22 protein-coding genes are annotated in these 26086 nt (G+C 70.3%); 16 read left to right on the forward strand and 6 right to left on the reverse strand.

Annotated features, from left to right (window positions below; translation table 11 throughout):
• The first annotated feature begins 198 nt into the window (after nucleotides 1-198).
• The 3 genes from DEJ46_RS00145 to DEJ46_RS00155 are packed head-to-tail and all read left to right on the forward strand — an operon-like array spanning nucleotide 199 to nucleotide 2503.
• Nucleotides 199-603, forward strand: a complete 405-nt coding sequence (locus DEJ46_RS00145; protein WP_103513092.1) for a GntR family transcriptional regulator — start codon at nucleotides 199-201, stop codon at nucleotides 601-603.
• Complete coding sequence (locus DEJ46_RS00150; protein WP_150263298.1) at nucleotides 600-1496, forward strand: ABC transporter ATP-binding protein; 897 nt, start codon at nucleotides 600-602, stop codon at nucleotides 1494-1496. Before DEJ46_RS00145 ends, DEJ46_RS00150 begins: the two co-directional genes overlap by 4 nt.
• Nucleotides 1493-2503, forward strand: a complete 1011-nt coding sequence (locus tag DEJ46_RS00155) for a transporter (protein WP_150263300.1) — start codon at nucleotides 1493-1495, stop codon at nucleotides 2501-2503. The genes DEJ46_RS00150 and DEJ46_RS00155 overlap by 4 nt, the downstream gene beginning before the upstream one ends.
• A gap of 164 nt (nucleotides 2504-2667) precedes the next feature.
• Here the strand turns inward: DEJ46_RS00155 and DEJ46_RS00160 are convergent, their stop codons facing one another.
• A complete protein-coding gene (locus DEJ46_RS00160; protein ID WP_223834420.1) occupies nucleotides 2668-5676 on the reverse strand; it encodes a Tn3 family transposase in 3009 nt (1002 codons plus the stop codon).
• A 416-nt stretch (nucleotides 5677-6092) separates the two neighbouring features.
• Nucleotides 6093-6227 (reverse strand): hypothetical protein, encoded by a 135-nt coding sequence (locus DEJ46_RS40410; protein WP_263411792.1) that lies wholly within the window; start codon nucleotides 6225-6227, stop codon nucleotides 6093-6095.
• Nucleotides 6228-7552: 1325 nt separating this feature from the next.
• On the opposite strand from DEJ46_RS40410, the gene DEJ46_RS00175 reads away from it, so the two are divergent.
• From DEJ46_RS00175 to DEJ46_RS39480, 3 genes are all read left to right on the forward strand, one after another.
• Nucleotides 7553-7984 carry a hypothetical protein gene (locus DEJ46_RS00175; RefSeq protein ID WP_150263306.1) on the forward strand — a complete coding sequence of 144 codons (432 nt, stop codon included), beginning with the start codon at nucleotides 7553-7555 and terminating at the stop codon, nucleotides 7982-7984.
• A gap of 804 nt (nucleotides 7985-8788) precedes the next feature.
• On the forward strand, nucleotides 8789-9826 hold the full coding sequence (locus tag DEJ46_RS00180; RefSeq protein WP_223834421.1) for a transposase family protein: 1038 nt from the start codon (nucleotides 8789-8791) through the stop codon (nucleotides 9824-9826).
• Nucleotides 9787-10131, forward strand: coding sequence for a transposase (locus tag DEJ46_RS39480; RefSeq protein WP_223835417.1), 345 nt, complete (start codon nucleotides 9787-9789; stop codon nucleotides 10129-10131). The genes DEJ46_RS00180 and DEJ46_RS39480 overlap by 40 nt, the downstream gene beginning before the upstream one ends.
• A gap of 149 nt (nucleotides 10132-10280) precedes the next feature.
• On the opposite strand, the gene DEJ46_RS00185 is transcribed toward DEJ46_RS39480, so the two are convergent.
• Both DEJ46_RS00185 and DEJ46_RS00190 read right to left on the reverse strand, forming a co-directional pair.
• A complete protein-coding gene (locus DEJ46_RS00185) occupies nucleotides 10281-10490 on the reverse strand; it encodes a hypothetical protein (protein ID WP_150263308.1) in 210 nt (69 codons plus the stop codon).
• 74 nt (nucleotides 10491-10564) lie between these two features.
• Nucleotides 10565-10843, reverse strand: coding sequence for a hypothetical protein (locus tag DEJ46_RS00190; protein ID WP_190622344.1), 279 nt, complete (start codon nucleotides 10841-10843; stop codon nucleotides 10565-10567).
• A gap of 1275 nt (nucleotides 10844-12118) precedes the next feature.
• Between DEJ46_RS00190 and DEJ46_RS00200 the strand changes: the two genes are divergently transcribed.
• The 3 genes from DEJ46_RS00200 (at nucleotide 12119) to DEJ46_RS00215 (ending at nucleotide 16044) form a co-directional block, all read left to right on the forward strand.
• A complete protein-coding gene (locus DEJ46_RS00200; RefSeq protein ID WP_190622346.1) occupies nucleotides 12119-13630 on the forward strand; it encodes a papain-like cysteine protease family protein in 1512 nt (503 codons plus the stop codon).
• A 12-nt stretch (nucleotides 13631-13642) separates the two neighbouring features.
• Nucleotides 13643-14236 (forward strand): hypothetical protein, encoded by a 594-nt coding sequence (locus tag DEJ46_RS00205; RefSeq protein WP_150263314.1) that lies wholly within the window; start codon nucleotides 13643-13645, stop codon nucleotides 14234-14236.
• A gap of 1100 nt (nucleotides 14237-15336) precedes the next feature.
• Complete coding sequence (locus DEJ46_RS00215; protein WP_150263316.1) at nucleotides 15337-16044, forward strand: response regulator transcription factor; 708 nt, start codon at nucleotides 15337-15339, stop codon at nucleotides 16042-16044.
• Nucleotides 16045-16051: 7 nt separating this feature from the next.
• Here DEJ46_RS00215 and DEJ46_RS00220 read toward each other — a convergent pair whose 3' ends face one another.
• Complete coding sequence (locus DEJ46_RS00220; RefSeq protein WP_150263318.1) at nucleotides 16052-16894, reverse strand: CAP domain-containing protein; 843 nt, start codon at nucleotides 16892-16894, stop codon at nucleotides 16052-16054.
• Nucleotides 16895-17220: 326 nt separating this feature from the next.
• Complete coding sequence (locus tag DEJ46_RS00225; protein WP_223834422.1) at nucleotides 17221-17547, reverse strand: hypothetical protein; 327 nt, start codon at nucleotides 17545-17547, stop codon at nucleotides 17221-17223.
• 49 nt (nucleotides 17548-17596) lie between these two features.
• On the opposite strand from DEJ46_RS00225, the gene DEJ46_RS00230 reads away from it, so the two are divergent.
• From DEJ46_RS00230 to DEJ46_RS00260, 7 genes are all read left to right on the forward strand, one after another.
• Nucleotides 17597-17761 carry a hypothetical protein gene (locus DEJ46_RS00230; RefSeq protein ID WP_223834423.1) on the forward strand — a complete coding sequence of 55 codons (165 nt, stop codon included), beginning with the start codon at nucleotides 17597-17599 and terminating at the stop codon, nucleotides 17759-17761.
• A 259-nt stretch (nucleotides 17762-18020) separates the two neighbouring features.
• Nucleotides 18021-18848, forward strand: coding sequence for a thioredoxin family protein (locus DEJ46_RS00235; protein ID WP_150263319.1), 828 nt, complete (start codon nucleotides 18021-18023; stop codon nucleotides 18846-18848).
• A complete protein-coding gene (locus tag DEJ46_RS00240; RefSeq protein ID WP_150273957.1) occupies nucleotides 18848-19447 on the forward strand; it encodes a TlpA family protein disulfide reductase in 600 nt (199 codons plus the stop codon). Before DEJ46_RS00235 ends, DEJ46_RS00240 begins: the two co-directional genes overlap by 1 nt.
• Entirely contained in the window at nucleotides 19444-20226 is a 783-nt protein-coding gene (locus DEJ46_RS00245) for a cytochrome c biogenesis CcdA family protein (protein ID WP_150263321.1), read from the forward strand. The genes DEJ46_RS00240 and DEJ46_RS00245 overlap by 4 nt, the downstream gene beginning before the upstream one ends.
• A gap of 165 nt (nucleotides 20227-20391) precedes the next feature.
• The gene (locus DEJ46_RS00250; protein WP_190622348.1) at nucleotides 20392-20970 is read left to right on the forward strand and encodes a protein-disulfide reductase DsbD family protein; all 579 of its coding nucleotides are present in this window, start codon (nucleotides 20392-20394) and stop codon (nucleotides 20968-20970) included.
• A 203-nt stretch (nucleotides 20971-21173) separates the two neighbouring features.
• Nucleotides 21174-22586 (forward strand): sensor histidine kinase, encoded by a 1413-nt coding sequence (locus DEJ46_RS00255; protein WP_150263325.1) that lies wholly within the window; start codon nucleotides 21174-21176, stop codon nucleotides 22584-22586.
• Nucleotides 22587-23180: 594 nt separating this feature from the next.
• The gene (locus tag DEJ46_RS00260) at nucleotides 23181-25853 is read left to right on the forward strand and encodes a SpoIIE family protein phosphatase/ATP-binding protein (protein ID WP_150263327.1); all 2673 of its coding nucleotides are present in this window, start codon (nucleotides 23181-23183) and stop codon (nucleotides 25851-25853) included.
• Nucleotides 25854-26086 lie beyond the last annotated feature (233 nt).

Here is a 26086-nt window from a genome sequence, read left to right on the forward strand (position 1 = left end):
TGTCGACAGTGCCCACCTGCGGGTTCGTGATCACGGGCGTGAGTGTCGACAGACGGTCGTTTCTCGACACCCGAGCGAAATCTGGCAAGCGCCAGGATCGCGCGGCTGGCTCCCTTCAGCGCCGGGCGGCTGGCGCCCGCAGCGCACCCCTTGCCGAATGGTCGATTCAGAGGGCTATAGTGCTAGGTAACTAGATAAATGGAGGAACCGGTGATTGAGTTCCACCTGAACAGCCGGTCCGGTTTGCCCCCTTACCAGCAGCTGGTCCAGCAAGTTCGGCATGCACTGCGCCTGGGTCTGCTGAACGAGGGGGACCGGCTGCCGACAGTCAAGGACGTGGCGAAGCAGATGGCGGTCAACCCGAACACGGTGCTCAAGGCGTACCGGGAGCTGGAGCACAACGGCTTGGTGGCCGCCCGCCCCGGCGTGGGCACGTTCGTGACCCGCACGCTGGCCGACGCCTCGCTCGCCGCACATGGGCCTCTGCAGAAGGACCTACAGCGCTGGCTGACCAAGGCCCGGCTTGCCGGGCTCGACGACGAGAGCATCGAGGCGCTGTTCATGAACACGTTTCGCAACGCCGCCGGAGAGGACGTAGCGTGAGCGCCGTCTTTCGAGCCCAGGGCCTGGGCAAGAGGTACAAGCAGCGCTGGGCGCTGCAGAACTGCAACCTGGACGTCCCGGCTGGCCGGGTGGTGGGCCTGGTCGGCCCCAACGGCGCCGGCAAGTCGACCTTATTGAACCTGGCCTCCGGCATGCTGACCCCGACGGCCGGGACCATCGAGGTGTGCGGTGGTCGTCCTGCCGCGGGTGTGGAACAGCTGGCCAAGGTCGGCTTCGTTGCCCAGGACACCCCGGTCTATGCGGCGCTGAGCGTCGCCGACCACCTCGACCTCGGCAAGCGCCTTAACCCGAACTGGGACGACGCCGTGGCGCGCGACCGGATCCGTCGCCTCGGTCTGGACCCCAAGCAGAAGGCCGGCAAGCTGTCCGGCGGCCAGCGCGCGCAGCTTGCTCTCACCCTGGGCATCGCCAAGCGCCCGGAGCTGCTGATCCTGGACGAGCCGGTCGCGGCCCTGGACCCGCTCGCCCGAAGGGAGTTCATGCAGGACCTGATGGAGGCCGTCGCCGAGCACGAGCTGAGCGTTGTGCTCTCCTCCCACCTGGTCTCCGACGTGGAGCGGACCTGCGACTACGTCATCGTCCTGGTCGACTCCCAGGTGCAGGTGGCCGGCGACATCGACGACCTGGTCGCCTGCCACCACCGGCTCACCGGACCACGCCGGGACCCGGACACGCTCCCAGCCGGCCAGCACGTCATCACCGCCAGCCACACCGACCGGCAGACCACTCTGCTGGTGCGCACCGACACCGCGGTCCACGATCCGTCCTGGACTGTCAGCCCGCTCGGTCTGGAAGACATCGTCCTGGCCTACATGACCCGGCCCGCCGATGCGGTACGCGACACCCGGCCCGCACTGGAGGTACTCCGATGATCTGGCTGACCTGGCGCCAGTTCCGTACCCAGGCCGCCGTGCTGTTCGCCGCGGTCGCTGTCCTCGCCGCCACCCTCGCGGTCACCGGCCCGCAGTTGGCCGACCTCTACCGCACGGCCGGCAGCAGCCTGGTGGACCAGGTCTCCAGCGCGGACCAGACCCTCTACTACACCGGACTGCTGGTCGTGCTCGCCGTGCCGGCGGTCATCGGTATGTTCTGGGGCGCGCCGCTGATCTCCCGCGAACTGGAGACCGGCACCCACTACCTGGCGTGGAACCAGGGCGTCACCCGCACGCGCTGGCTGGCGACCAAGCTGGGGCTCGGCGCGGCGGCGTCCATGGCCGCGGCCGGACTGACCAGCCTCGCGGTGAGCTGGTGGAGCAGCCCCATCGACCGGTCCATCAACGGCGGTGGCGCGACGGACACGTACTTTCCGCGGCTCGACCCCGTGGCCTTCGCCGCACGGGGTGTCGTCCCCATGGCCCATGCCGCCTTCGCCTTCGTCCTGGGCGTCGCCCTCGGCCTGGTCATCCGCCGCATCCTGCCTGCGATGGCCACCACGTTCGCCCTCTACGCCGCCGTCCAGATCGTGGTGCCGATGTGGATCCGGTCCCACCTGGCCGCCGCGGATCGGACGACCGTGCCGATCGAGCCCGACGGTGCCCCCATCAGCATCCAGGACGGTGCCAGGCAGATCGTCGCGCACCTCGAAGCAGTGCCCGGGGCCTGGGTCACCTCCCAGCAGACGCTGAACGCCGCCGGTCAGCCGGCCTCCGTGCCGTCGTCCTTCGCCGACTGCCTGCGCACCGAGTCGGGCCCGCCCGCCCTGCAGCAGGTCGACGGCTGCGTCGCCGACCTCGGTGCCCTGGGCTATCAGCAGCAGGTGACTTACCAGCCCGCTGGCAACTTCTGGGCCCTTCAATGGGCCGAGACCGGGCTCTACCTCGGCCTCGCCCTGGCCCTGACCGGTTTCTGTGCCTGGTGGATCCGCCGCCGGGTGACCTGACGGACACCAGTCCCACTACGGGAGTAACCGTGAGGGCCAGCCGGGACCCGGCTGCCCCTCACGGCGTCGGCATGGTCCTCTCGCCATTCAAATCAATCTCGCCGAGATCGACTGTCCTGTTGGCCCGCAAGGCCGGTACAGGCACCAGCCTGTCGGCACGGGGTTCACCTCGGCTCCGCCAGAGCCCGGTCGGAGGCGTCCGCCGGGGTGCGGGGACGGGGCACTGAGAGAAGTGGCGCGAGGTCGAGCCGCTTGTCCATCTCCAGGCGGAAGGTGCCGTACGGGTTGATGTTGGACCAGAACAGCGCGGTGAGCCCGCGCCGGTCCTCGTCCGAGAGCTTCTTCGCCCAGGCCGGTTCGGCGAGGACCTGCTGAAGCAGCAGCGTGTTGACGTGCACGAGCGCGGACTGGAGCAGGTGCAGGGCGAGCATCGAGGTCTCGGCGTGCTCCTTGTCCGGGCCGGTGAGCGCGCCGTCCTTGCCGTAGTGGAGCACGGTGTTCGCCGAGTTCCAGTTTTCCACGACCTGGAGCCCGCCGTGGATCTCCCGGCGCAGGCCGGGAGCGGCGAGGTAGTCGCAGGCGAAGACCGTACGAACCGCGCGGCCGAGTTCTTCGAGCGCGGCGTACGTGGGGTGCTTGGGCCCGCCGCGGGTGAAGCGCCGCAGCACCTGCTCCGCCTCCGCCGTCCCCAGTCGGAGTGCAGTGGCGTACTTGACCATCTGGTCGTACTGCTGCTCGATCAGGTCCCACTTGATCGCCCGGGTCAGGGAGGCGCCGAGGGCCGGCCAGCCGGGCGGGTCGTCGTCCGGGCGGTACAGGCGGATACTGCCGATGTTCTTCAGCCGGGGCAGCAGCCGGAAGTTGAGCAACTCGGTGAAGGCGAACCCGACCACGCTCGCGCCATGGGTGTCGACGTAGTTCGACTCGATCTCGGCGTCCGTGCAGTGCCGCAGCAGTCCCTCGATCATCGCCGCGACCTCGGACGAGGAACAGGACTTCAACTGCGAGTAGATGCAGACGTTCTTCCCCTCCACGTGCCAGTAGATCATCACGCCGTTGCCGCCATAGCGTGCGTGGTACTCGGTCATGAAGTTGCTGGACCAGGAGCCGAACTTTTTCGAGTCCGAGGCGCACGCGTTTCCCTGCCCCCACCACGCGGTGTCGCGGGCGGCGAAAGTGGCGTTGACCAGCCGGGTGACGGCGGCACGAAGGTTGTCGACGGTGATGAAGTGCCGCCGGACATGGCGCAGAGCGGCTTCGCTCTCGCCATGCTCGCCGGTCGCAACGATCGAGCGGATGCCCATGTTGGTGCCCAGGGCGAACAGCGCAAGCAGCAGGCGACGCTGGAGGGTGGCCCGGTCGATGCGCTCGTACGCGGCGACGGAGGTGAACTCGTCGGTGAAGCCGGTAAGGAAGTCGGCGTTCTTCAGCACGTCCAGGAGGTCGAGGACGCCCCATCGGCGTACGACCTCGTCCTTGAGCGCCTGCAGACCGGTCGGCTCGTCCAGCTTCTCCAGCTTCGGCACGGTGATCCACGGGTCGCCGTGCCGCGTGGTCACCTTCACCCCGCCTGCCGAACCGTCCGCAAGCGCCGCCGACAACCTGTCCAGGCCCGCGGTCATCCGCTGCTTCAGGCTCGTGATGAACGCCTGCGGGTCCTGGGGCTGGCGGACAGCCGCGTAGTGCACGGTGCGGGCGGCCTCGAAGTCGCCCGGCAGGTCGTCCTCCGGGTTTCGCCAGCGCAAGGCCCCCGCGACATAGATCTCCCGGCGCCGGATCGCGTCCCGCAGCGCCACCAGGACGCACAGCTCGTACGGGATGCGCTCGATGCGGCCCTTGTCGTCCACGACGGCCTCGCGCCAGTCCTTGCGGACGACGCCGTCCATCGGCACCGTGTCGCCGGCGTCGTAGAAGCGGGTCTTGCCGTCGACCTCCGCGTACTTCTCCAGCAGCGCCATCGCGTCCATCACCGGCCGGTAGGCGGTGTTGTTGCACTTGAAGCCCAGCGTCCTCAGCAGCGGCGGCAGCATCTGCCGGTAGTACGAGCTGTAGGAGGACCGCAGGGTGGTGCGGACCTTGGCCTTGAAGACCTTCTCGTTCGCCTTCGCCTCCGCGACCAGGTCGCGCAGCATCTTCTCCCCGACCACCGGGTACAGGGCCTCGCGTACCACCTCGTCGGGCTTGCCGATCGCCGCGTCAGCGAGTTTGAAGAGGATGCCTTCCTTGCCGCGGACCTTCTTCAGCTCCGCAGTGAGCTGCCTCTCCACCCGCCGCTCGGCACGCGCGTTGATCTTGTGGACCAGGGCAACCAGCAGCTCCACCAGAGCGTCAGTGATCTCCGCCTGACGAGAAGAGCACAGGGCCGCGAGCAGTGTGATCCGGGCGTCCTCGGCGGTGTCCCGGAAGTCCGAGGGGTACATCTTGATCGCCCTCGACCGCCACGCGGCCAGCAGCTTCTCCGAGCAGTCCGCGAAGAGTCCCTCGGTAAGCCCGAGTTTGCGTACGTCGTTCAGCTTGGTGATCTCCGTCAGCAGCGAGTCCAGGCCGACCGCGCCGGGATCACGCTTGAGTAAGGCCAGCAGACCGGCACCGTCCTCGTTGTCCTCCGCGACCAATGCAAGCAGCCGGCCCACGCCGACGTCGCCCAGGCGCTCGATGGTCCGGGCGCAGAACACCTTCTCCCACCGGTTACGGGCGGCGACCAGTACCTTCTCGATCCGGGTCCGGCCCGGCGGCTCGATCTTCCTCGCCCGGCACTCGACCAGCAGGGCCTCCCGCTGCCGGTCCTCCACCAGCTCTACCGGGCACACCTCCCCCGCCAGCCACTCGGTCAGCCGCTCCTCGTCGTCCAGCGTTGCAGGACGGAACTGCAGGGCTTTCCGGATCTGCTTACGGTGCCGCTTCGCCCCCGCCAGGTCGTACGTGGCAAGCTCAGCCGCAGGGACCTTCACCAGACCGGCGACGTACTCGACAGCGAACTGCGGGAACTCCTCGATGAACTCCGGGAACCGGCCCTCCATCTCGAAGAACTTGAGCATCAGGCAAAAGCCGAGCCGGGTTGGACCCGTCTTGTTCGCCACCAGGTCCCAGTCGCCGTCCACCAGCGTCCAGCACGCCACAACATCTTCCGGCGACCACTCCTGCCGCACACCCGCCCCATTTCGTCGCCCCACCCTGGGATTCGCTCGTTCCGCCCAACGAGGCGCACGACGACGAGAAACGGGAGACCTGACCCAGTGAAAGCTACCGGTGGGTTACTTGCTCCCTGGTGTCCGAGCTAGGACTACGGGGCCGACTCGCGCCGTCTGAGCTGAACCGCCTGAAGCACGATGGATGCCGCAGAGCTCGTCGACCATCAGCGGCCCGAGGAACGAGCCGACCTCCGCCGGTGACACCGACAACAACCCCTTAGCCTCAGTGCGGACGGAGGCCATGGCCGCGACCGCCCAGGAAGGGTCGATTCCCGCCACCGTCTCCAGCCCCTGCACGCGATGACCTGGATGCGGACCCTGAGCGCAAGGTCGACCGGGCCGACGCCGAACGTGCGCAGCACGCCGGCCACCTGCCCGATGAGGACTTGTCCGGCCGATCATGGTCCCGGCTGAGGCATGACGAGGGTGCCCGCGGCCAGGTCGGGCGCGTCGTCGATCAGGGTGCAGGCGAAGTCGAAGCCGAGCACGAAGGGCGGGGCCGGCGCGCCGAGTCTGGCGGCCGGGCCCCGCAACGGATCTTCAGGTCGGCTTGGTTGATGGTGGTCGCTGCCACCCGCACCCGCACGAGACCGGCCAGCGGACCCGGCTCGGGACGCTCGGAAAGCCGCAGGACCCCGGGCCGCCGTAGGCGGTGACTTCAACGACACGCATGGGGATTCCTCTCCGACGTGGTGGTCAGCGGGGCGGGCGGTGCCTTCGTTGTCCAGACGAACCCGGTGGACGTACCAACGCCGGATCGATGTGCCCCGGTCCACCGGACGGACACCCCGAGTACCGGCTCCAAGCCGTCGTCCTCCCACAGGGGTGCCACCGTCTGGTCCAGGTGCACGCGCAGCCCATGCTCCTTGAACCGGCTGTCGACCACCGATCCGATCGCCGCACCATCCGGGCGAAGTCGAAGTCGGCCTCCTGCCCGCGGGCGCGCAGCCAGGACCGGGCGGCAGACTTCACATACGGATGACCGGCACTGGCCACACCCCGGGCACTGCGGCCACAGTGATGCGACTGCCCGTCCGCACCGGGGGCCAGCGGGAGCATCAGCGGCTCTTCCGAGTCCGCGCTGCCCAGAGCCGCCGCCTGAATCTGTCGCCTGTCACCCCGCTCCAACCCCACCATTCCTCCCAACTCAGCGTGCCACCACACCCGCTGGCTCCGCAGCCGATCACCGTGGACCGCTCCCGGCGCGCGGGGCCGCACCGGGCTGACCCACGGTGCCACTCCGAGGTTCTCGGGTCGTTCCCTGTGTGCCTGGGCCGCACCCGGGTCGCGGTCGGGGGCGATCCAAATGGAAGGGTCGTTCCTTGCGCGCGTGGGCCGCACTCTTCGTGACATGCCGCCAGCCTGTACCGGCCGTGGCGTCCGCGAGCTCGCACGCCCCCTCCGCCACCTGGTCGGCCTGCTTCTCGACGCCAGGCCCCGCCTGCTCCACCAGTCTCTGGCAATCATGGGCGTCACCGGCGGGTTGGTGCCGCCCATCTCCTCGGCCATCCGTACCCGCCGCTCCCCGACCAGCACGACAAGCCGCGCCCTGACCGGGCCTGGCCGTGCTGAGGCAGCTTGTGTGCGCTGTCGGCATGCCGACCACAACCGCGTCCAGACGCCGGTAAGTGAAGGGGGCCGGGGGGACGTACTGCTCGCGGCCCATCTGGCGCGCGACCTCCACCTCCCGGCGCATGCCCACCACCAGGGCTCCGAGATCTCGTCCCGCGCGGACGTAAGCGAATCGCCAGCGTGGCGTTAGAGGAGAGGTCGAGGATATTGACATGCCGGGGATGTCGACGCGTTGGCTCACCCTCTTCCACGGCACGACCACGCCACTATGCAAAGGAACATGGACATGCGCAGATTCAAGAGTGCCCTCGCGGCAGTCGCGGCCCTGGCCGCCTTCGCCGGGGTTGGTGTCGCGGCGGCGCCGGCGCAGGCGGCGACCTACTGCACGAACAAGAGCCAGAAGTTCTTCTGCGAGTACGGCATCTCGACCACCAAGTTCCCCGACGGGACGAAGGAAGAGTTCGTCGTCGGCGCCGATCACGCGGTGTGGACGAACTGGACCTACACCGACGGCTCCTGGAACGGCTGGGTATCCATGGGCGGGTGGGTGAAGAGCGGGATCGACATCTCCTATCTGCAGGACAACCCCTACAACTTCACCATCGCGGCCATCGGCAGCGACGACAACTACTGGTTCCGGGTGCGCCACACCAACGGCTCCTGGAGCAGTTGGCAGGTGAGCTGCAACGTCAACCCGAACGGTCCGGGCTGCCCGTGACCGCCGCAGGTGAGTGAGGCGAGCCGGACGCCCTGAAAGCTCACCCCCCAAGAGCACATCCTGATCCGACAGGATGAGGGATCGAGAGTGCTGCCGGCGAAGGCGGTCACTCGGGGAACAAGGCACCCTGGACAGGGACAGCGACAGGGTGGCCGGGGCTGCTGGTGGTCAAGGTGCTGCGCGCGACCGCCCAGTTCACCCACGGGCACGCGGCATGGAGCGGGCGCGAAGCCACGGCTGCCTACTACAACACGTGCGCACCCAGCACGGTGCCGAGGAGCAATGGGACGATCGACAGATAGGAGCAGCGTGGAGACAGTGCCCCACACGGTCCGGCCGGGCGCTGGTGCTGTACTCGGTGATGGGAGCCACGAGGGCTCCGTCACTGATCAGGGATTGGTTTCCACGTAGACGCGTCTCGATCGAGGACGCGGTTCGAGGTGAGCATGCCGTAAACGCGGCGGCCTCCTGCCTCGTTGGGCTAATGGCCGCGCCGGGCCCGAGTGGGTCGCGGCCGTGGCGCCGCACTGTCCGGGCGTCCCTCGCGTGGACGGATCCGGATCCGTCCACGGTGCTGCTGGCTGATGCCGGCGCCAACGCGCACCTGCCCGAAGTCACCTGCGACGACACCATCAACGAGACCACCACGCCGCAGTAGACCCCGTGGCTTTGTGAGTGAGTTTCGGCTCTGGTCCACTTCTTGTGGTCGCGTACGCAGAGTGACGGTTGGGCGTCGTTCGAGGGCGGGTGACATCGCCCGAAAATCGACCTGCCCGAGGGCGCTGGCATCGACAGTTCTGCGCCGTGAACAACGTGCGGCCGCAGCTGGAAGAGCTGCTGTTCGGGTCGGTGGAGAACATGTCGGTGGAGTCGGTCGAGGCGGCTGACGCTGTCGTAAGAGTGAAGGCCCGGTCCACGGCCAAGCGGGCGGCCTGTCCGGGCTGCGGGTGCTGGTCGAGTCGAATACACGGCTCTTACCTGCACTTTCCCAGCGATCTACCCACGTCGGGCAAGCCCGTCGTCGTATCGCTGCGAGTGCGCCGGTTCCTCTGCGCGGAGGGCTCCTGCCCGCGCAAGACGTTTGCCGAGCAGGTGCCCGGCCTCACCTGTCGATCCGCTCGCCGGACGGAACGGCTGCGATCGACGCTCGTCTCGGTCGGTCTCGCACTCGCGGGACGGGCCGGCGCCCGAATGTCGGACGCCTTCGGGGTCCGAGTCAGCCGGAACACCCTGCTGAGGCTGATCCAGGTCGCGGACCGCTGGCACCTGTGGCACAACCTCGGCGAAGCCGCCGAGAAGTGCGTCTACCGGCACCGTGCCTGCCTGCGGCCTGCACCTGAGTCACCGGAGGAGTCAACCCAGGCGCCGGAGTCGCCCGCGTCCTCGCCGTGGCCAACGGGCCACCGGTTCGCCGAACGCACGCGCGCCAAGCACGCCACCGTCCATGCCCTACTGGCCGCCGGTCACAGCAAGCGGTCCATCGCCCGGCAGCTCGGCATGGGCCTCAACACCGTCCTCCGCTTCTCCCGCGCCACCGAGCCGGAGCAACTGTTTACCGGCCAGTGGCAAAGCCGCCCCACCAAGCTCGACGCCTACAAGCCCTACCTCGACCAGCGATGGCAGGAAGGCTCCACCAACGCCTGGAAACTCTGGGAGGAGATCAAGGCACAGGCTACCCAGACGGCTACGGCGACGTCCGCGCCTACGTCAGCCGGAACCTGCGCGGCAAGCCCCAGCCGGTCGGCCCCCGGCCGCCGTCCGCCCGCGCCGTCACCCGCTGGGTCCTCACCCACCCCGATGCCCTGGCCGAGAGCGACCGGCTCCAGCTCAAGGCCGTGCTGACCAACTGTCCCGAACTGGACGCACTCGCCGAGCATGCACGCTCCTTCGCCCACATGCTGACCCAGCTGCAAGGCCACCAACTGCCAGCATGGACCGAAGCGGCAACCGCCGCCGACCTGCCCAGCCTCCAGCGCTTCGCCCGGCACCTGGAGCGCGACCTCGGCGCCGTCACTGCCGGACTCTCGCAGCCGTGGAACTCCGGAGTCGTCGAAGGCCATGTCAACCGGATCAAGATGCTCAAGCGCCAGATGTTTGGCCGCGCCGGCTTCGAACTCCTCCGCAAGCGCGTCCTGCTCTACTACTGAGCTTGTCGTTCAGCCTTCAGCGTCCGGCGAAAGTGGTTCGTTTTCGGCGGCGAGGGTGACCTGCGCAGTCCATGACCAGGGCTCTTGGGGCGGTTCCCAGCTCACCTCCACGTCGGTGTCGTGGAAGTCGCGCGCGAGTCCCGTCACCATCACCGCCGCCGCAGCCCGCGCGCCTGCGGGTCGGTGTTGATCGGCACGTCCAGCCGCCCGCAGAGATTCCCGCTTTCGGTGAAGACGCTGGTGCGCCAACCCTCCGGCGTCGCAAACAGGAAGATCCCCTTCGGAATGCCCCAGGCGGGCGGCTTCTTCTTCTCGTTCTTCCGTCTCACCATGCCGCTATCCAACATCGTCGAGTTCATGGTGATGAGGGTGGGGGAGGATCACCCGCCGCGGCACGGTTTGGTGCCGGGCTTGCGCAGCAAGCTAAGCCCCCTCAGGACAGATGGTCGGTGAGCCCGAAGCCCTCCGGAAACTCCTCCAGGAACTCACGGCGAGCGGGGTTGGTCTCGGCAGCTGCCATCTCCCCGAGCAGGGCGATCAGCTCCTGCTGCTGATCACTCGACAGCGTGCTGACCACGTGGGCGACGCCCTCCATGACCTTGACCGCGTCGTCCTGATCCATCTGCTTGTCTTCACTGCCGTCGATGAGCCACAGGACATCGACCAAAGCCTCGGCCAAGGCACGAGTCAGGGACGAGTACGAAGACGTCACGACGGTCTCCCAGCAGATCGACGGCAGAGTCCGGCCATCCCACCACACACCACCGACATCACTTTCCGTGAGCCTCCACGGAAAGTGGACCAGAGCCTGAGTTTCAGGGACGTCTGTTGCTCAGCGGCAGGAACGCCCGGTTCCCGGAGAGAGTGATGTCGCGGAGATTCGAGAACCTCGGGGCTTGCTTCGGAACCATGGTTGCGCTCTGCATGACGAGGGCGCCCGGGTGTTGCCGAAGCTCAAGGTCGGTCTGTACGCGGCGATCCGTCGTGACGCCGAGGGGGCTGCAACAGGCAACCTGAGCTGCCGAGGTTCAGATGTGGGCCCGGATCTGCTTCACCGGATGGCCCAGCCGGTCCGGGCGTCCTGGCCCGGCCGGGGTCTTCCTCGAGGAAGCGGCGGACCGCGTCGACGGCGGCCGCCTGGTCGCGGGTGGTGCGCTCGGCAAGGATCTGCTCGGTAGCGTCGGAATGGAACGAGTGGGTCACCAGGTGTCGGCAACTTTCGGAGGAGATCAGCGGAGTTCGGCACAGTTCGGCGGCGACATCGTCGTTTGTGCGGGCGATGGCGGCCGCGGCGTTCGCGTCGCGGCGGAGCGGGACGCGGTGGCGAGGTGCTCTGGTTGCAGCTGACGTTCTGCGCTCCGGTGGCGGTCCCGACAGTGTCGGTAGGGGCTGCCGGATGAGCAGCCGTCACACCAGGCCCAGCAGGGGGTGAGGAGGCACGCCATGCGCTGGCTATCGGCCTGTCCGCGTGTACGCAGGGCCGCCCGCGGCGTTTCCCCGCTCGACATCCTGGACTGAAACGGCTCTGCCCTAGCAACGTCCCTTCAAATGAGGCTCGTTGAGCGGGAGGCATCCGGCTTGCACCATTGCCGCCACGCTGGGCCGGCCCGGGGTTGGGGACAGTGGACTGACCGGCCACTCCACCGGTCTCCCTAGGTCTCCGGCCCGGGACGCCGAGCACCCCCGCAGTACCTCGCCAGTGCAAGGATGCGGAAAACCTTGGTCGGGGGCAGGCTGGATTTATCCCCCCAGTCTCTGCTCAAACCTGCTGAGCCGAGAGACGATTGATCATCCAACTCTCAACCATTGCTGGATGGAGGGACCATGCCTCCGCACGTCTCGGGCGCGATCGGTGATGTGTGGAGCGCTCACCAAGGACCAAACCGCTTCTAGGAGCACCGACGGATACCCGGAGGATGCCATGGCTTGGAACGCTGATTTCTTCCCGCTTCCTGGCGGAGCCGTGTTCGATCGCGACAAACAGGACGTGACCGTTGTGTCCCGGTTCCCGGGTCAGCTGGACGTGTTCGTGATCGGATTCGACAACCGCGTCTGGACGACCTTCTGGAACGAGCACACCGGCTGGAACACGGATTTCTTCCCCCTGCCGGGTGGCGCGGTGTTCGACCACGAGAAGCAGAGGCTTGCCGCGGTGTCCCGGTTCCCGGGTCAGCTGGACGTGTTCGTGATCGGATTCGACAACCGCGTCTGGACGACCTTCTGGAACGAGCACACCGGCTGGAACGGCGACTTCTTCCCCCTGCCCGGCGGCGCGGTGTTCGACCACGAGAAGCAGAGGCTTGCCGTGGAGTCGCGGTTCCCGGGGCAGCTGGACGTGTTCGTGATCGGATTCGACAACCGCGTCTGGACGACCTTCTGGAACGAGCACACCGGCTGGAACACGGATTTCTTCCCCCTGCCGGGTGGCGCTGTGTTCGACCATCAGAAGCAGCAGGCGATCGCTGTCTCCCGGTTCGCCGGTCAGCTGGATGTGTTCGTGATCGGATTCGACAACCGCGTCTGGACGACCTTCTGGAACGAGCACACCGGCTGGAACGCCGACTTCTTCCCCCTGCCCGGCGGCGCCGTGTTCTCCCACGAGAAGCAGAAGCTTGCCGCGGTGTCCCGGTTCCCGGGGCAGCTGGACGTGTTCGTGATCGGATTCGACAACCGCGTCTGGACGACCTTCTGGAACGAGCACACCGGCTGGAACGCCGACTTCTTCCCCCTGCCCGGCGGCGCGGTGTTCGACCACGAGAAGCAGGAGCTTGCCGCGGTGTCCCGGTTCGCCGGTCAGCTGGACGTGTTCGTGATCGGATTCGACAACCGCGTCTGGACGACCTTCTGGAACGAGCACACCGGGTGGAACGCCGACTTCTTCCCCCTGCCTGGCGGTGCGGTATTCGATCGCGAGCGGCAACGGGCCGACGCGGTGTCCCGGTTCGCCGGGCAGCTGGACGTGTTCGTGATCGGATTCGACAACCACGTGTGGACCACGTTCTGGAACGAGGCGCTGCCCGAGCCCACGGTCCGCCTCAACTTCGTGATGGAGAGGCAGACCGAGACCAACTGGTGCTGGGCGGCCACGTCCGTGAGCATTGCCCGGTACTACGACGCCCGCAGCACCTGGACGCAGTGCGCCGTGGTCAACGGCGAGCTCACGCGCGACGACTGCTGCGGCTCGGGCGCGTCCGGCCCGTGCAACGTGCCCAACGTGCTCGACTCGCCGTTGAGCCGGGTGGGGCACTTCGACAGCATGACCGGCGGAACCGTGACCCGCGAACGGCTGCAGGGTGAGATCCGGGCGGGCCAGCCGGTGTGCGCCCGCACCGCCTGGCAGGCGGGCGGCGCCCACTTCGTCGCCATCACCGGCTTCGCCCCGGGCGACCTCATCGAGGTGGACGATCCGGTCTCCGGCGTCTCGGACGTCGACTACGACGTGTTCACCACCGCGTACCTCGGCTCCGGCTCGTGGACGCACACCTACTTCACCAAGTAATTGGGGGTCGACATGCCTCTCCAGCACCCCGAGCCGCCCGCTGAGGCGACCGAAGCCATCAGCGGCAAGCTGCGCGCGGTCGGTCCCCATGCGGGGGCGAACCTGTCCGCCCTGGGCGGGGCCGCGGACCCCACCGACCTGACCCCGACCGACCCGCACGAGGTCTACGTCCTGGACCTGCCGGACGTCCTCGGGGACGACCCGCTGGCCGCCGCCCGCCTCACCGGCTGGCGCTACCTGCTGAGCGACCAGCAACAGGTCATCTCCTCGGCCACGACGGTCCTCACCGACACCGGTGAACACCGCTTCGCCCTCTTCAACCGCGGCCCGTACGTCACCGGCACAGTCACCGCGCTGCGCACCGCCGCCGACCTCCCCGAAGTCGCCGCCCAGGACATGCGGGTCCGGCTCCTGACCGTCCCCGCGCTCAATCTCACCACCATCTGGCTGCACGGCGAGGAGGCCGACCTCCTGATCCCGATGGCCCCCGTCCCCAAGGACCTCACTTCGGGCCAGCCCTACCCGGCAGCCACAGTGCTGGCCACCCTCCGGGAACCCGCCCAGGCCCTGACCGCCATCACCCCGGCCGGCGAGACCGGCGCCTGACCGGGGTGTGTCACTCAGCCGAAGGCCCGCACCATGACGGTGCGGGCCTTCGGTTTCTCAGAGGAGCCGAGTCAGGAGCACGACGCCCAGGCCATGCCGCCCATCCATCCCGCAACCTCGGGCGACTGGTCGAGCTGCCGATGCGGTTCGAAAACGACACCCCAAAGGGGCGCGACGTCGTCGAGCCGGCGCGCACCCTCGCGGAGCGACTGCCCGCGTACACAGAGGCGACGACGTACGACGCGGTCCGTCAGCACGCACAAAAGGTGTGGCACACGATCCTGCGCCCGCTGCACCTGGACGACACCTACTGGCCCACGCCCGGCGGGCAGCCGCTACGGCTACGGCACCGCCTCGATCCCACTCAGCTGCGGCGGAGCCTACTGGGGCCACGGGGGCGACCTGCGCGGCAGCTCCGTGGGCGGAGGCCGCGCCACGGCAGGCCGCGGAACCGTGCCCGTCTGCACCACGACCTGGGCGGCCGAAGGCGAAAGCCTGCGCCACCTCCAAGGCCGCCGCCGGGCGGCTGCCAGGTGAGGCGGGTTGTGAACGGTCCTGTGCGCCGATCACATCGGGTGCCCAGATCAGCCGGTCCCTCGGCTGGTGGATCGTCGCAGTGAACCAGCTGGGCTCGGTCAGGCCCTGGAGGAAGGAATCGAGCAGGTCGACGGCAAGCACCAGGGTGCCGGCGAACAGGTCGCTCTCAGGAGCCATCGGCTCGGCTGGAGCCAGCACCTGACGTCACTGCCCCAGCCCATGGACGCACTCGGCGGTTCATCGCCGCCGTAGGTCGGCGGGATCAGCGATCGGACGGGGCAAGACACACCGCAGTTCCTGCAGCGCTCATCGCAGTCATCGGCCTGGCCGTTTCCGCCTGGGCGTCCGTCAAGGCGGTCGTGCTCGCCAACGTGCAGCTCGCGCAAGCCCAGGACCAGAAGGACGCAGATGAACGGCAGCAGGTGGCCCGGGGGCGCCTTCTCCGGCAGGGGCGCGCGGGGCAGCGGTCGACGGGATCACCCGTGATCGGGAAGGCCCCGCCCGGAATCCGTCCCTGGTGAGGGCTGTCCGGATGGCGGACGGCCGGTTGTAGGGTGTCGGCCATGCCCTGCGTACTCGTGGTCGAAGACGACCCCAGCATCCGTGCCTCGCTGATGGAGATCCTGGCGGAGCACGGCCATGCGGTGCGCAGCACGGGCGATGGGTTCGGCGCGCTGCGCGAGGTCGCGCAGGGCTCGCTGGACGCGGTGGTGCTGGACCTCGGCCTGCCCGATCTCGACGGCGGCGACGCGCTCCGCATGATCCGCGGGATATCGAACGTGCCCGTGGTGGTCGCGACCGCCCGCGACGACGAGAGCGAGATCGTCAAGCTCCTGAACGCGGGCGCCGACGACTACCTCGTCAAGCCGTTCTCCGGGGCGCAGCTCCTGGCCCGGCTCTCGGCGGTACTGCGGCGCACCGCGGTCCCCGCCCCGGCCGCCGGACAGGCCCCACCCCCCGATCCCTCGAGTCTGGTGACGGTCGGTGAGCTGACCGTGGATCCGCCGGCGCGTTCGGCCTATCTGGCGGGGCGTGAACTGGTGCTCACGCGCCGGGAGTTCGACCTGCTGGCCTTTCTCGCCCGGCACGCCGGCACGGTGGTGTCCCGGCACCGGCTGCTCGCCGAGGTCTGGCAGGAGGCCTACATCGAGGACCAGACCATCGACGTGCACGTGTCGGCGCTGCGCCGCAAGCTCGGCGAGCGGGCCTCGGCACCGCGCTATCTGCGCACCGTGCGCGGGGTGGGCATCAAGCTGGTGGCGCCGCACTGAGAAGGACTCAGGAGGGAGTGCCGAAGTCCTGGGTCCACCAGGGGCCTCCGTCGGTGCTGACGCCGACGCCGATCTCGGTGAATCCGCAGTTGAGGATGTTGGCCCGGTGGCCGGGGCTGTGCATCCAGGCGTCCATGACGGCGGCCGCGTCGGCCTGTCCCTTGGCTATGTTCTCGCCGGACCGTGACCAGGTGTATCCGGCCGCCTCGATGCGGTCCTGCGGCTGGGAGCCGTCGGTTCCCGTGTGGGAGAAGTTGCCGATGGCCGCCATGTCGTCGGTGTACTCCTGGGCCGCCTCGGTGAGGTCGGCGTCGACCGTCAGGGCCTTGCAGCCCGCCGCGGCGCGTTCGACGTTCACGAGGCGTACGACCTCCTCGGCCTCGCCGCCGCCTGCCGGGCGCGTACCGCTGTCGGGCTCGGCGGCCGGCTGCTTCGCGGGGGCCGGGGTCGCGGGCCTGGGCTTCCGCGCGCCCTGGGACGCGGAAGGTCCAGCCGCCCTGACGGTGGCCGAGGGCGGTGGGGTGGCCGAGGGGGGCATCGGCGTGGTGGAGAGGGTCGTCGGGGTGTGCGGGGCGGCCGACGGGGACGTCGGTGCGGTCGGCGATGCGGTGGTCGGCGGCCTGGTGGTCGACGATGCGGTGGTCGGCGGCCTGGTGGTCGGCGTCGGGTCAGGCGAGTCGCCGCCCATGGCGACGGATTCGGCCTTTTCGTGCGTGGAGCCGGCGAGTTCGGTGCCTGCAAGGCAGGCGGCGGCGACGGCCAGGACACTGAGGCCCGCCGCGGCCGCTGTGACGCGCGGGCGACGTGGGGCGCGGTGTGTGCGACGTCCGTGGGCGGCTCGGGGACTCATCTCGGCTTCCTCCAGGGGGTGTACGGGTGCGGTGGCGGGGCCGGCCCAGTTCCGCGTCGGGTCGGGCGGGTTTCGTGCGGCGGAGAGGGTCCGCCGGCGCCGAGAGGGGAGCGTATGCGTGCCGAAGCTGCGAAAACGCCGTCTGAGGGATGCGCTCAGGAGGACCTAAGCCAGAGCTCAGGTTCGGGACCGGCTCGGGGCGGTCGCCGGGTCGGGCCGCCGGTCGCGTCTGCCCGTACGGGACACGTGCGCCTCTCCGTGAGCGAGGGTGGGATGGGTGGTGCGGTGGGCGTCGGCCACACTGATGCGGTGCCACGCCTCCTGCGCTATCTCCTCATATGGCTGTCGTGCACCGCGGCGAGCGTCACCGCGGTGATGCTCACGGTGTACTTCGTCATCGGCCTGACCCGACCGACCCCGCCCGCCGCGCGGTCGGTCCAGGCGGTGTACCCCTCCCCGTCCGTCCTCGTCGGGGTGCCGGCCTCGTCCGTCGCGACCACGCCGAAGGCGCCCGCCCCCACGACCGCGTCCCCCTCGTCACCGCCGCCGACCACCCGTACGCCCTCGCCGTCGCCCTCGGCCACGCGGGCGCCCGTCACGTCCAGGCCCCGGCCGTCGGCCTCGAAGTGCAGCGGCGGCCCCGGGCTGCACACGGTTCCCTCCGAGGGGGGCAAGGTCACCGTCCAGTACGGCCGCGACAGCGTGTGCTTCGTCTCGGCCGTTCCCGATCCGGGTTTCCGCACGAGCACCGGTCAGAGCGATCCCGGCACGCTGGTGGTCGTCTTCACCAGCGACGAACACCGTTCGCAGATCACGGCGACGGTCGTGCCGACGGCGCGGGCCAGCGTGCGCGAGACCCGGTTGTGAGTCCTCGGGCAGGCGCCGCGGACGGCCGGAGAACCCCTGGTGAAGGGCTTGCGGTCGCGAACCTGAGCAGTTCCTTAAGCGTGCCTGATGGGTGGCATCAGGACGGTCCAGGACGCGTTCTCGGCACCTAGGCTCACGGTCGGTCAGGACGATCGCTCCGGCCCCGGCGGGCAGGACGCCGGGCCGCGTCCTGCGCCCGCTCCGGCATCGGCCGCCTCAAGGCCCCGGAGAGCTCACCGACACAAGGGGTTGATCCGTCATGGCCGCACACCGGCGCAAACAACGCACCGTCGGCATTCAGGGCCTCGTCCGCTTCTCGGCCGTCTCCCTCACGGTCGCCTCCGCCGCCGTCGCCACGGCCTGCGGAGTGGGCGGCTCGAAGAACGACGCGGCGCAGAGCGTGTCCGTGGCGGCGGCCCCGGACGCTCCTGCCGACCAGGGAACCGGCGCCCCGGCGCCCATGGAGGCGGCGACGGCACCCGTCTCCCCCACCGCCGCCGCGACGTCGGTCCCCCCGACGACCCGGCCGAGCCCGTCCGACTCCTCGCCCGTGGCCGAGCGACTCGCGGCGACCACCAAGGCAACCCCTCGCCCCGCGGCGACGACCGAAGCCGCCCCTCGCCCCGCCAGGACGACTGCCGCTCCCGCCCCGACCAGGCCCGCCGTGAAGAAGAGCGCTCCCGTCTCGGGCTCCTCGGGCTTCACCAGCGGCTACCCGACAGGTGCGGACGCCCGTGGAGCCGTCAAGGGCGCGGTCGCCGCCGCCAAGGCCGACGGCAAGAAGGTGCTGATCGACTTCGGCGCCAACTGGTGCGGCAACTGCAAGGCCGCCGACCGGGTGTTCGCCACGAGCGGCGTGGGGGCGCTCCTGGACGCCTCGTACCACGTGGTGAAAGTCGACATCGGCAGCCAGGACTCCTCGGCCTTCGGCCTCCTGCGCGACTACTGCTCCGGCGAGGGCGCGTACAAGATGCCTGTCCTGGTCGTGCTTGACGGCAACGGCGAGGTGGTGACCGAGACACACTCGACCGGCAACCCCGAGCTGACCGAGACGGGCCTCGGCGCGTTCCTGCGGAAGTGGGCGTGATGACGGCCCGTGGCCACAGACGTGGCTCGTCGGCGACGGTCGTCCTGTTCCTCCTCGCCCTCGTGGCCACCGGCTGCGGCGGAGGCGCCGCGGCGGGAGCGGACGGCGGCGCGCCGGGAGCGCGCACCGTCGGGACCGCGGCGGTGCTGCCGGTCGCCGAACGCCCTTCCGCGCCCGACACCTCCGGCCGGGACCTCACGGGCCGGGACCTGGCGCTGCGCTCGTACCGCGGCAAGGTCGTCGTCCTGAACGTGTGGGGCTCCTGGTGCGCCCCCTGTCGCGCCGAGGCCGCCGGCCTGGAGGCGCTGCGCGGTGCGGCGGCGCCGCGCGGCGTGGAGCTCCTGGGCGTCAACGTCCGCGACCGTTCCACCGGGCCGGCCCGGGAGTTCGAGAGGACCTACGGTCTGCGGTACCCGAGCATCCACGATCCCGACGGAAGGCTGCTGCTGGCCTTCCCGCCCGCGCTGCTCAACCCGCAGGCCATCCCTTCCACCCTGGTCATCGACCGGCAGGGCCGGATCGCCGTCGCCGTCGCCGGTCCGGTCACCCGCGCGCGGCTGGAGCCCCTCGTGGACCGGGTCGCCGGGGAGACCGAGTGACGGGCCCCACGTGGGCGGCGCTCGCCGCCGGGCCGGCCGCAGGCGCGGTGTCGGGCACCCTGCTCCTCGCCGTGCCGGTGGCCGCGGCCGCGGGCCTGGTGTCCTTCCTTTCCCCGTGCGTCCTGCCGCTCGTGCCGGGCTACCTGAGCTACGTCACCAGCCTGTCGGTGTCCGACCTCGCCGAGGCGGACGGCGGGCGGCGCGGGCGGATGGTCGCCGGAGCGGCGCTGTTCGTCCTGGGTTTCAGCGGCGTCCTGGTGTCCGGGGGCGCCCTGTTCGGCTTCGTCGGGCGCAACCTGCTCGCCTACCAGGACGCCATCACGCTGGTCCTGGGCCTGTTGACCGTCGTCATGGGCCTCGCGTTCGCGGGCTGGCTGCCCGGCTTCACCCAGCGCGAGCTGCGCAGCAGCCGTCGGCCCTCCTTCGGCCTGGCCGGCGCGCCCCTGCTGGGCGTCGTCTTCGGCGTGGGCTGGACCCCTTGCATCGGGCCGACCCTGGCCGCCGTGCAGGCCCTGGCCTGGAACGAGGCCAGCGCCGGACGCGGCGCCCTCCTCATGGTCTGCTACTGCGTGGGGCTGGGCGCGCCCTTCCTCCTCACCGCACTCGCCTTCCAGCGGGCCCTGCGCGCCTTCCGATGGGTCAGGAACCACCACAGGACCGTCATGCGGGCCGGCGGCGCACTTCTGGTCCTCGTCGGCCTCCTGCTGGTCACCGGCCTGTGGACCGACCTGGTGTACGCGTTGCAGGTGAGGCTGCAGGGCACGACCGCGGCCCTGTGAGCGCCGGTACCCGAGTGCCACCGCCATGCGCCAGGGAGGATCCGACTCCCCCTGCGAACCGGACGGCTCCACTCCCCCGTACCCATGAGGGCCGGTCGCGCCCTCGGTGTGCGGCCCACCCCCCGAATCATGTGAAAGACACGGAAAGACGACATGAGACACCCCATGGCCTCCCCCCAACCGGCCCCCCGCCTCCTCCGCGCCGCGCGCACGCGCCTCGCCTGGGCCGCGGCCGCACTGCTGGCCACCGCCTCGCTGACCGGCTGCGGCCAGGAGTCCGCGCCGTCGCACGCCGCCGCCGTGACGGAGTTCAACGAGAACGGCGTCACCGTCCGGCTGAGCGTGGCCGACTGGAAGTCCGACGCGGGAACCCTGGTCGCCACGTTCACGCCCGACGAAGCCGGCTTCCACCTCTACAGCACCGCGCTCCCCGCCGAGGGCGTCGAAGGGGTGGGGCGACCGACCGAGGTCCGTCTCGTCGGATCGCTCGCCACCGCCGGTGACATGACCGTGGACAAGCCGGTCAAGAGCATCACGCTGCCGGGCGTGCGCGCCGCCGTACCGGTCTACCCCGACGGCTCCGTCACGGTGACGCTGCCGATCCGGGCGACCGCTCCGGGCGAGGCGAAGGTGCTGATCGGCTATGCGAGCTGCAGTTCGACCGAGGGGTGTACGATCCCCGTGGCCGACCGGGCGGTGTCCCTGCGCACCGGCGAACACGGCCTGGCGTTCGGCACCTCCTGACGGCCCGTCGTCCCGGATCACGGGGCCGGTGACGGCATACGCCACTCCCGGAGGACGTCGTACCGGGAGACCCTCCGGCGGCCCGTCGCCCGGACCCCGGAACCGAATCCCCCGACCGTGGCGCTGGGCACACGGCTACCCGTTGGAGCTGTACCCGTGAACCGAGGGCCCCGAAGACGCCGCGCCGAGCCCGGGGCCCCGCGGTGAGGCGCTCCCTGGCGGGGGTGGCCCTGGCCGTCACCTCCATGGTGGCGCTGTCGTTCCTGATCCCGCTGGGTCTGCTCGTGATGTCGCTCGCCCGCGAGCAGAGCATCACGGCGGCCGAGCAGAGCGCGGCGGCGATGGCGCCGATCCTGGCCCTCACCACGGACGCGGCCGAGCTGCGCGAGGCGGGGGCGGGGCTGCGCGCGGCCGAGCACATGGTCATCCATCTGCCGGACCACAGCACGGTCGGCGGCGCGGGGCACGCTCCGCCGGATCTGCTGGGCCGGGCCGAGGAGGAACGCGAGTCCATCTCCCGGGACGTGCCCGGCGGCTGGATCTACCTGCAGCCGGTGATCCTGCCTCAGGACCGGGTCGCGGTGGTGGAGAACTTCGTGCCCGACGACGACCTGACCCGTGGGGTCGTCCTGTCGTGGAGCGTCATGGCGGGTCTGGCGGTCGTCCTGCTCGGCGGCTCCGTCCTGGTCGCCGACCGCCTCGGCTCCGCCGTCGTCACGGCGGCGAAGCGGCTTGCCGAGGCATCACGCCGGCTCGGCACGGGCAGCCTCGACACCCGCGTGCAGCCGAAGGGACCGCCGGAACTGAAGGAAGCGGGCACAGCCTTCAACACCATGGCCGATCGCATGACGGACCTGCTCGCCGTCGAACGGGAACTGGTCGCGGACCTGTCCCACCGGCTCCGCACCCCCCTGACCGCCCTGCACCTGGCGGTCGAACGGATCGCGCCGAGCGCCGACACCGGACGCATCCAGACGGCCGTCGCCGAACTGGAGCGGGAGCTCAACGCGATCATCGCCGAGGCTCGCACGCCGCTCGCCGTCCGCCCGATGGGCCGGGCGCTGCGGGGCGAGGAATCGCCCGACGGGCCGCGGGAGGGCGGGGACCATTGCGAGGTCGCCGACGTCGTCCGTCGGCGCGCGGCCTTCTGGGCCGTGCTCGCGGGTCAGCAGGACCGTCCCTGCACTCTGCAGATCACAGACGAGACGACCCCCGTCTGCCTCCCCGAAGCGGACATCACGGCCGTCGTGGACGCGCTCGTGGGCAACGTCTTCCGGTACACTTCCCGGGGCACCGCCCTGGAGGTCACCGTGTGCCGCACCGCCCACACCGTGGAACTGACCGTTCACGACGCCGGCCCCGGCATCGCCGACCCGGACGGTGCCCTCGCCCGCGGCGGGAGTACGGGCTCCACCGGCCTCGGGCTCGACATCGCCCGTCGCGCGGCCCTCGCCGCCCGGGGCGCCGTCCGCATCACGCGCGGCCCCCTGGGCGGTGCCCGCGTGGTGGTCACGTTCCAATTGTCGACGGGCACGGCGCCGGGGCGTCCGCGCTCGCGCCGCAGGGGTCGAAGGGCGGCCGCGGCTCGGACGGCGCCGGGTGCGGCGGGCGACTGACACTTCCACGACCTCCGACTCCTGCCCGATCCCTGTCGCCCTGGCCGGCGCAATCCAGGATCCGGACCAGTCCCGGACCAACCCCGTCAGGAGGCCTCACCGGCTGTCCCCCGGGCAGGGACAGACGCAGCCTGGTCGGTTCGGCGGCCGCCGAGGGTATCGGCCGTGCACCGGGCGGGCCCGGCCTGACCGGGTGCCGGGCGGGTGGACCATGGACCCCCCTCAGCCTGGGATCCGTCCACGTGGAGATGTCAGTGATGGCGTGGATGCAGCCGGAGTGGGTGGCGTCCGGGCCGCTGCCGGTCTTCACCGGTTCGCCGCTGGTCACCCCTGGTAGTCGGGGGCGGATACTCGCCCCGCCGAGCCACGCCCACCGATGCCACTCGATCCCGGGCCGGCGGCCGGTCCGACGGCCGTCGGCTCCTGCATCAGGCCGGACCGTACGCAGCCGACAGCTCGCTGCTCGTCCGCTCCGTCAAGGCGTGGGCCTGGCGGACGGTGCGGGCCGATCAGCAGTGCGTGCCCCTGGGTCGGTACGTTCCGTGCCCGGGCCGCCCGCTCGCCCGCCGTTCGGGCCGGTGCTAGACATGGACTATGGCCGGATTCCTCGGCCGCCTGCGCTCCGCGTTGAGCGTCCGCACCGTCGCCCGCCAGGTCTTCTCCCTACAGGCGGCGATCGTGGTGCTCCTCGTCGTGGCCGCCGTGGTTGCTCTCGTACTGCAGTCCCGGGCGGACAGCGAGCGGGAAGCGCGCAACCGGTCCCTCGCCGTGGCCGAGACCTTCGCCAACGCGCCGGGAATCGAGGAGGCCCTGGCCGGTCCCGACCCGACCGCAGTGCTCCAGCCACGCGCCGAAGAAGCGCGAAAGGCGTCCGGCGTCGACTTTCTCGTGGCGATGACCACGGACGGGATCCGCATCACCCACCCCGATCCGGCACAGATCGGAAGGCAGTACATCGGCACGATCGGCCCTGCTGCGGCAGGCGGGATCGTCAGGGAGACCGTGACCGGCACCCTCGGCCCGTCCACCCGCGCGGTGGTCCCCGTGACCGACGCCGAGGGCGACGTCATCGCTCTGGTGTCCGCGGGGGTCACGCTCGAAGCCGTGAGCGGAGTCGTCGAACATCAGCTGCCCCTGCTGCTCGGTGCCGCGGCGGCCGCGCTGGCGGTCGCCACCTTCGGTACCGCTCTGGTCGGCAGGCGACTGCGCCGCCAGACCCACGGCCTGGGTCCCGCCGAGATGACCCGTATGTACGAGCACCACGACGCGGTGCTGCACGCCGTGCGCGAGGGCGTTCTGATCCTCGACGGCGACGGTCGGCTGGTGCTGGCCAACGACGAGGCACGCAGGCTGCTCGGTCTGGGCCCGGACGCGGAGGGCCTGCTCGTCCGTGAGCTGGGCCTCGCCCCGGACATAGCCCGGCTGTTGGCTTCCGGGCGTTCGGCCACCGACGAGGTGCACCTGACCGGGGACCGGCTGCTGGCCGTCAACCAGCGGCCGACCGACCCCGGAGGCGGGCCGTCCGGCTGTGTCGCGACGCTGCGGGACACCACCGAGCTGCAGACCGTCACCGGCAGGGCCGATGTGGCGCAGGAACGCCTGAATCTGTTGCTCGACGCCGGATTGGAGATCGGCACCAGCCTCGATGTCGAGCGGACCTCCCAGGAGCTGGCGGACTTCGTCGTCCCCCGGTTCGCGGACTTCGTCACCGTCGACCTGGCCGACCCCGTCCTGCGGGGCGAGGAGCCGTCGGGGGGTGGTTCGGCGATGCGCCGTGTCGCGTTCCGGGGTATCCGCGACGACACACCGCTCTACCCGCCCGGCAAACTGATCCATTTCGTCCCGTCCACCCCGCAGAGCCTCGGCTACGGCTCGGGAGAGACGGTCCTGGAGGCGGACATGACCGCCTTCTCCGGCTGGCAGGCTCAAGACCCCGAACGGGCCCGAGGACTCGTCGAGGCCGGCATCCATTCGATGATCGCGGCTCCGCTGCGCGCCCGCGGAGTCATCCTGGGTGTCGTCACGTTCTGGCGGTCGCGCAAGCCCGAGCCGTTCGAGCACGACGACGTGACACTCGCCGAGCAACTGGGCGCCCGTGCGGCCGTCACCATCGACAACGCCCGCCGCTTCACCCGCGAGCACACCCTGGCGGTCGCCCTGCAGCGCAGCCTGCTCCCCCGGGCCCTGCCGGAGCAGAACGCGCTGGACGTGGCCCACCGCTACCTGCCCGCGCATGCGGGAAGCAGCGGTGTCGGCGGGGACTGGTTCGACGTCATCCCGCTCCCCGGCGCCCGCGTCGCCCTCGTCGTGGGGGACGTGGTCGGCCACGGGCTGCACGCCGCCGCCACCATGGGCCGGCTGCGCACCGCGGTCCACAACTTCTCCTCCCTGGACCTGGCGCCCGACGAACTCCTGTGGCGCCTCGACGAACTGGTCACGCGGATCGACCAGGACGAGAGCGGCGACGGCGCTCCGGTCACGGGCGCCACCTGCCTGTACGCGCTCTACGACCCGGGCACCCAGGTGTGCACGATGGCCCGAGCCGGCCACTTCGAGCCCGTCATCGTGCGCCCCGACGGCAGCGCGGAGTTCGCCGCCGTACCGGGCGGCCCGCCCCTCGGGCTCTCCGGACTCCCGTTCGAGACCACCGAGATTGAGCTCCCCGAGGGCAGCGGCCTCGTTCTCTACACCGACGGTCTCGTGGAGGACCGCACCCGCGACATCGACGAAGGGCTGGAGCTGCTGCGGCGTACCCTGGCTCACCCCGGCCGCACGCCCGAGCAGACCTGCAGCGCGGTTCTGGACGCGTTGCTGCCCGAGCAGCCCTCGGACGACATCGCGCTGGTGGTCGCCCGCACGCGTGCGCTCGGCAGCGCCCGTACTGCCGCCTGGGACGTCGCGTCCGATCCGTCGGCCGTCGGCCAGGTTCGAGCCGCCGTCGCCCGCACGATGGCCGAATGGGGTCTGGAGGAGGAGTCGTTCACCACCGAGCTGATCCTCAGCGAGCTTGTCACCAACGCCATCCGCTACGCCGCCGAGCCCGTCCGCGTACGTCTGATCCGCGATCGCGCCCTGATCTGCGAGGTCTCGGACGGCAGCAGCACCGCTCCGCACCTGCGGCGCGCGGCGACCACCGACGAGGGTGGACGGGGCCTGTTCCTGGTGGCCCAGTTCGCCGACCGCTGGGGCACCCGCTACACCGCGGACGGCAAGGTCATCTGGACCGAACAGCCACTTCTCGCCGGCACGTCGGACAAGGACCGGTGATGATCGGAGGCGCCTACGGCCGTTGGCCGCCCCGGCTCCCCACGTCCGCCTGTACGGGCACCCACGTCGGCCGTCGATCTTGATCATCACCCCATCCTTGGCCAGCGCTTCCGGACCAGTCACGCCGTCGTCCGTCCACTCCTTGCCTGCGTTGACGACACCGCCCGACTCCGGCCACCTCCGCGATGAACGATCCGCAGTCCCGGTCACCGGCCCTTGACCCCGGGCCGGGC

Source organism: Streptomyces venezuelae (assembly GCF_008642375.1).
GTDB lineage: Bacteria > Actinomycetota > Actinomycetes > Streptomycetales > Streptomycetaceae > Streptomyces > Streptomyces venezuelae_G.

What these genes read in the sequence shown, in the direction of transcription:
- DEJ46_RS00145 (WP_103513092.1), top strand. Translation starts at nt 199, where the DNA reads ATGGAGGAACCGGTGATTGAGTTCCACCTGAACAGCCGGTCCGGTTTG.
- DEJ46_RS00155 (WP_150263300.1), top strand. Translation starts at nt 1,493, where the DNA reads ATGATCTGGCTGACCTGGCGCCAGTTCCGTACCCAGGCCGCCGTGCTG.
- DEJ46_RS00175 (WP_150263306.1), top strand. Translation starts at nt 7,553, where the DNA reads ATGCGCAGATTCAAGAGTGCCCTCGCGGCAGTCGCGGCCCTGGCCGCC.
- DEJ46_RS00185 (WP_150263308.1), bottom strand. Translation starts at nt 10,490, where the DNA reads ATGAACTCGACGATGTTGGATAGCGGCATGGTGAGACGGAAGAACGAG.
- DEJ46_RS00205 (WP_150263314.1), top strand. Translation starts at nt 13,643, where the DNA reads ATGCCTCTCCAGCACCCCGAGCCGCCCGCTGAGGCGACCGAAGCCATC.
- DEJ46_RS00215 (WP_150263316.1), top strand. Translation starts at nt 15,337, where the DNA reads ATGCCCTGCGTACTCGTGGTCGAAGACGACCCCAGCATCCGTGCCTCG.
- DEJ46_RS00220 (WP_150263318.1), bottom strand. Translation starts at nt 16,894, where the DNA reads ATGAGTCCCCGAGCCGCCCACGGACGTCGCACACACCGCGCCCCACGT.
- DEJ46_RS00235 (WP_150263319.1), top strand. Translation starts at nt 18,021, where the DNA reads ATGGCCGCACACCGGCGCAAACAACGCACCGTCGGCATTCAGGGCCTC.
- DEJ46_RS00240 (WP_150273957.1), top strand. Translation starts at nt 18,848, where the DNA reads ATGACGGCCCGTGGCCACAGACGTGGCTCGTCGGCGACGGTCGTCCTG.
- DEJ46_RS00250 (WP_190622348.1), top strand. Translation starts at nt 20,392, where the DNA reads ATGGCCTCCCCCCAACCGGCCCCCCGCCTCCTCCGCGCCGCGCGCACG.
- DEJ46_RS00260 (WP_150263327.1), top strand. Translation starts at nt 23,181, where the DNA reads ATGGCCGGATTCCTCGGCCGCCTGCGCTCCGCGTTGAGCGTCCGCACC.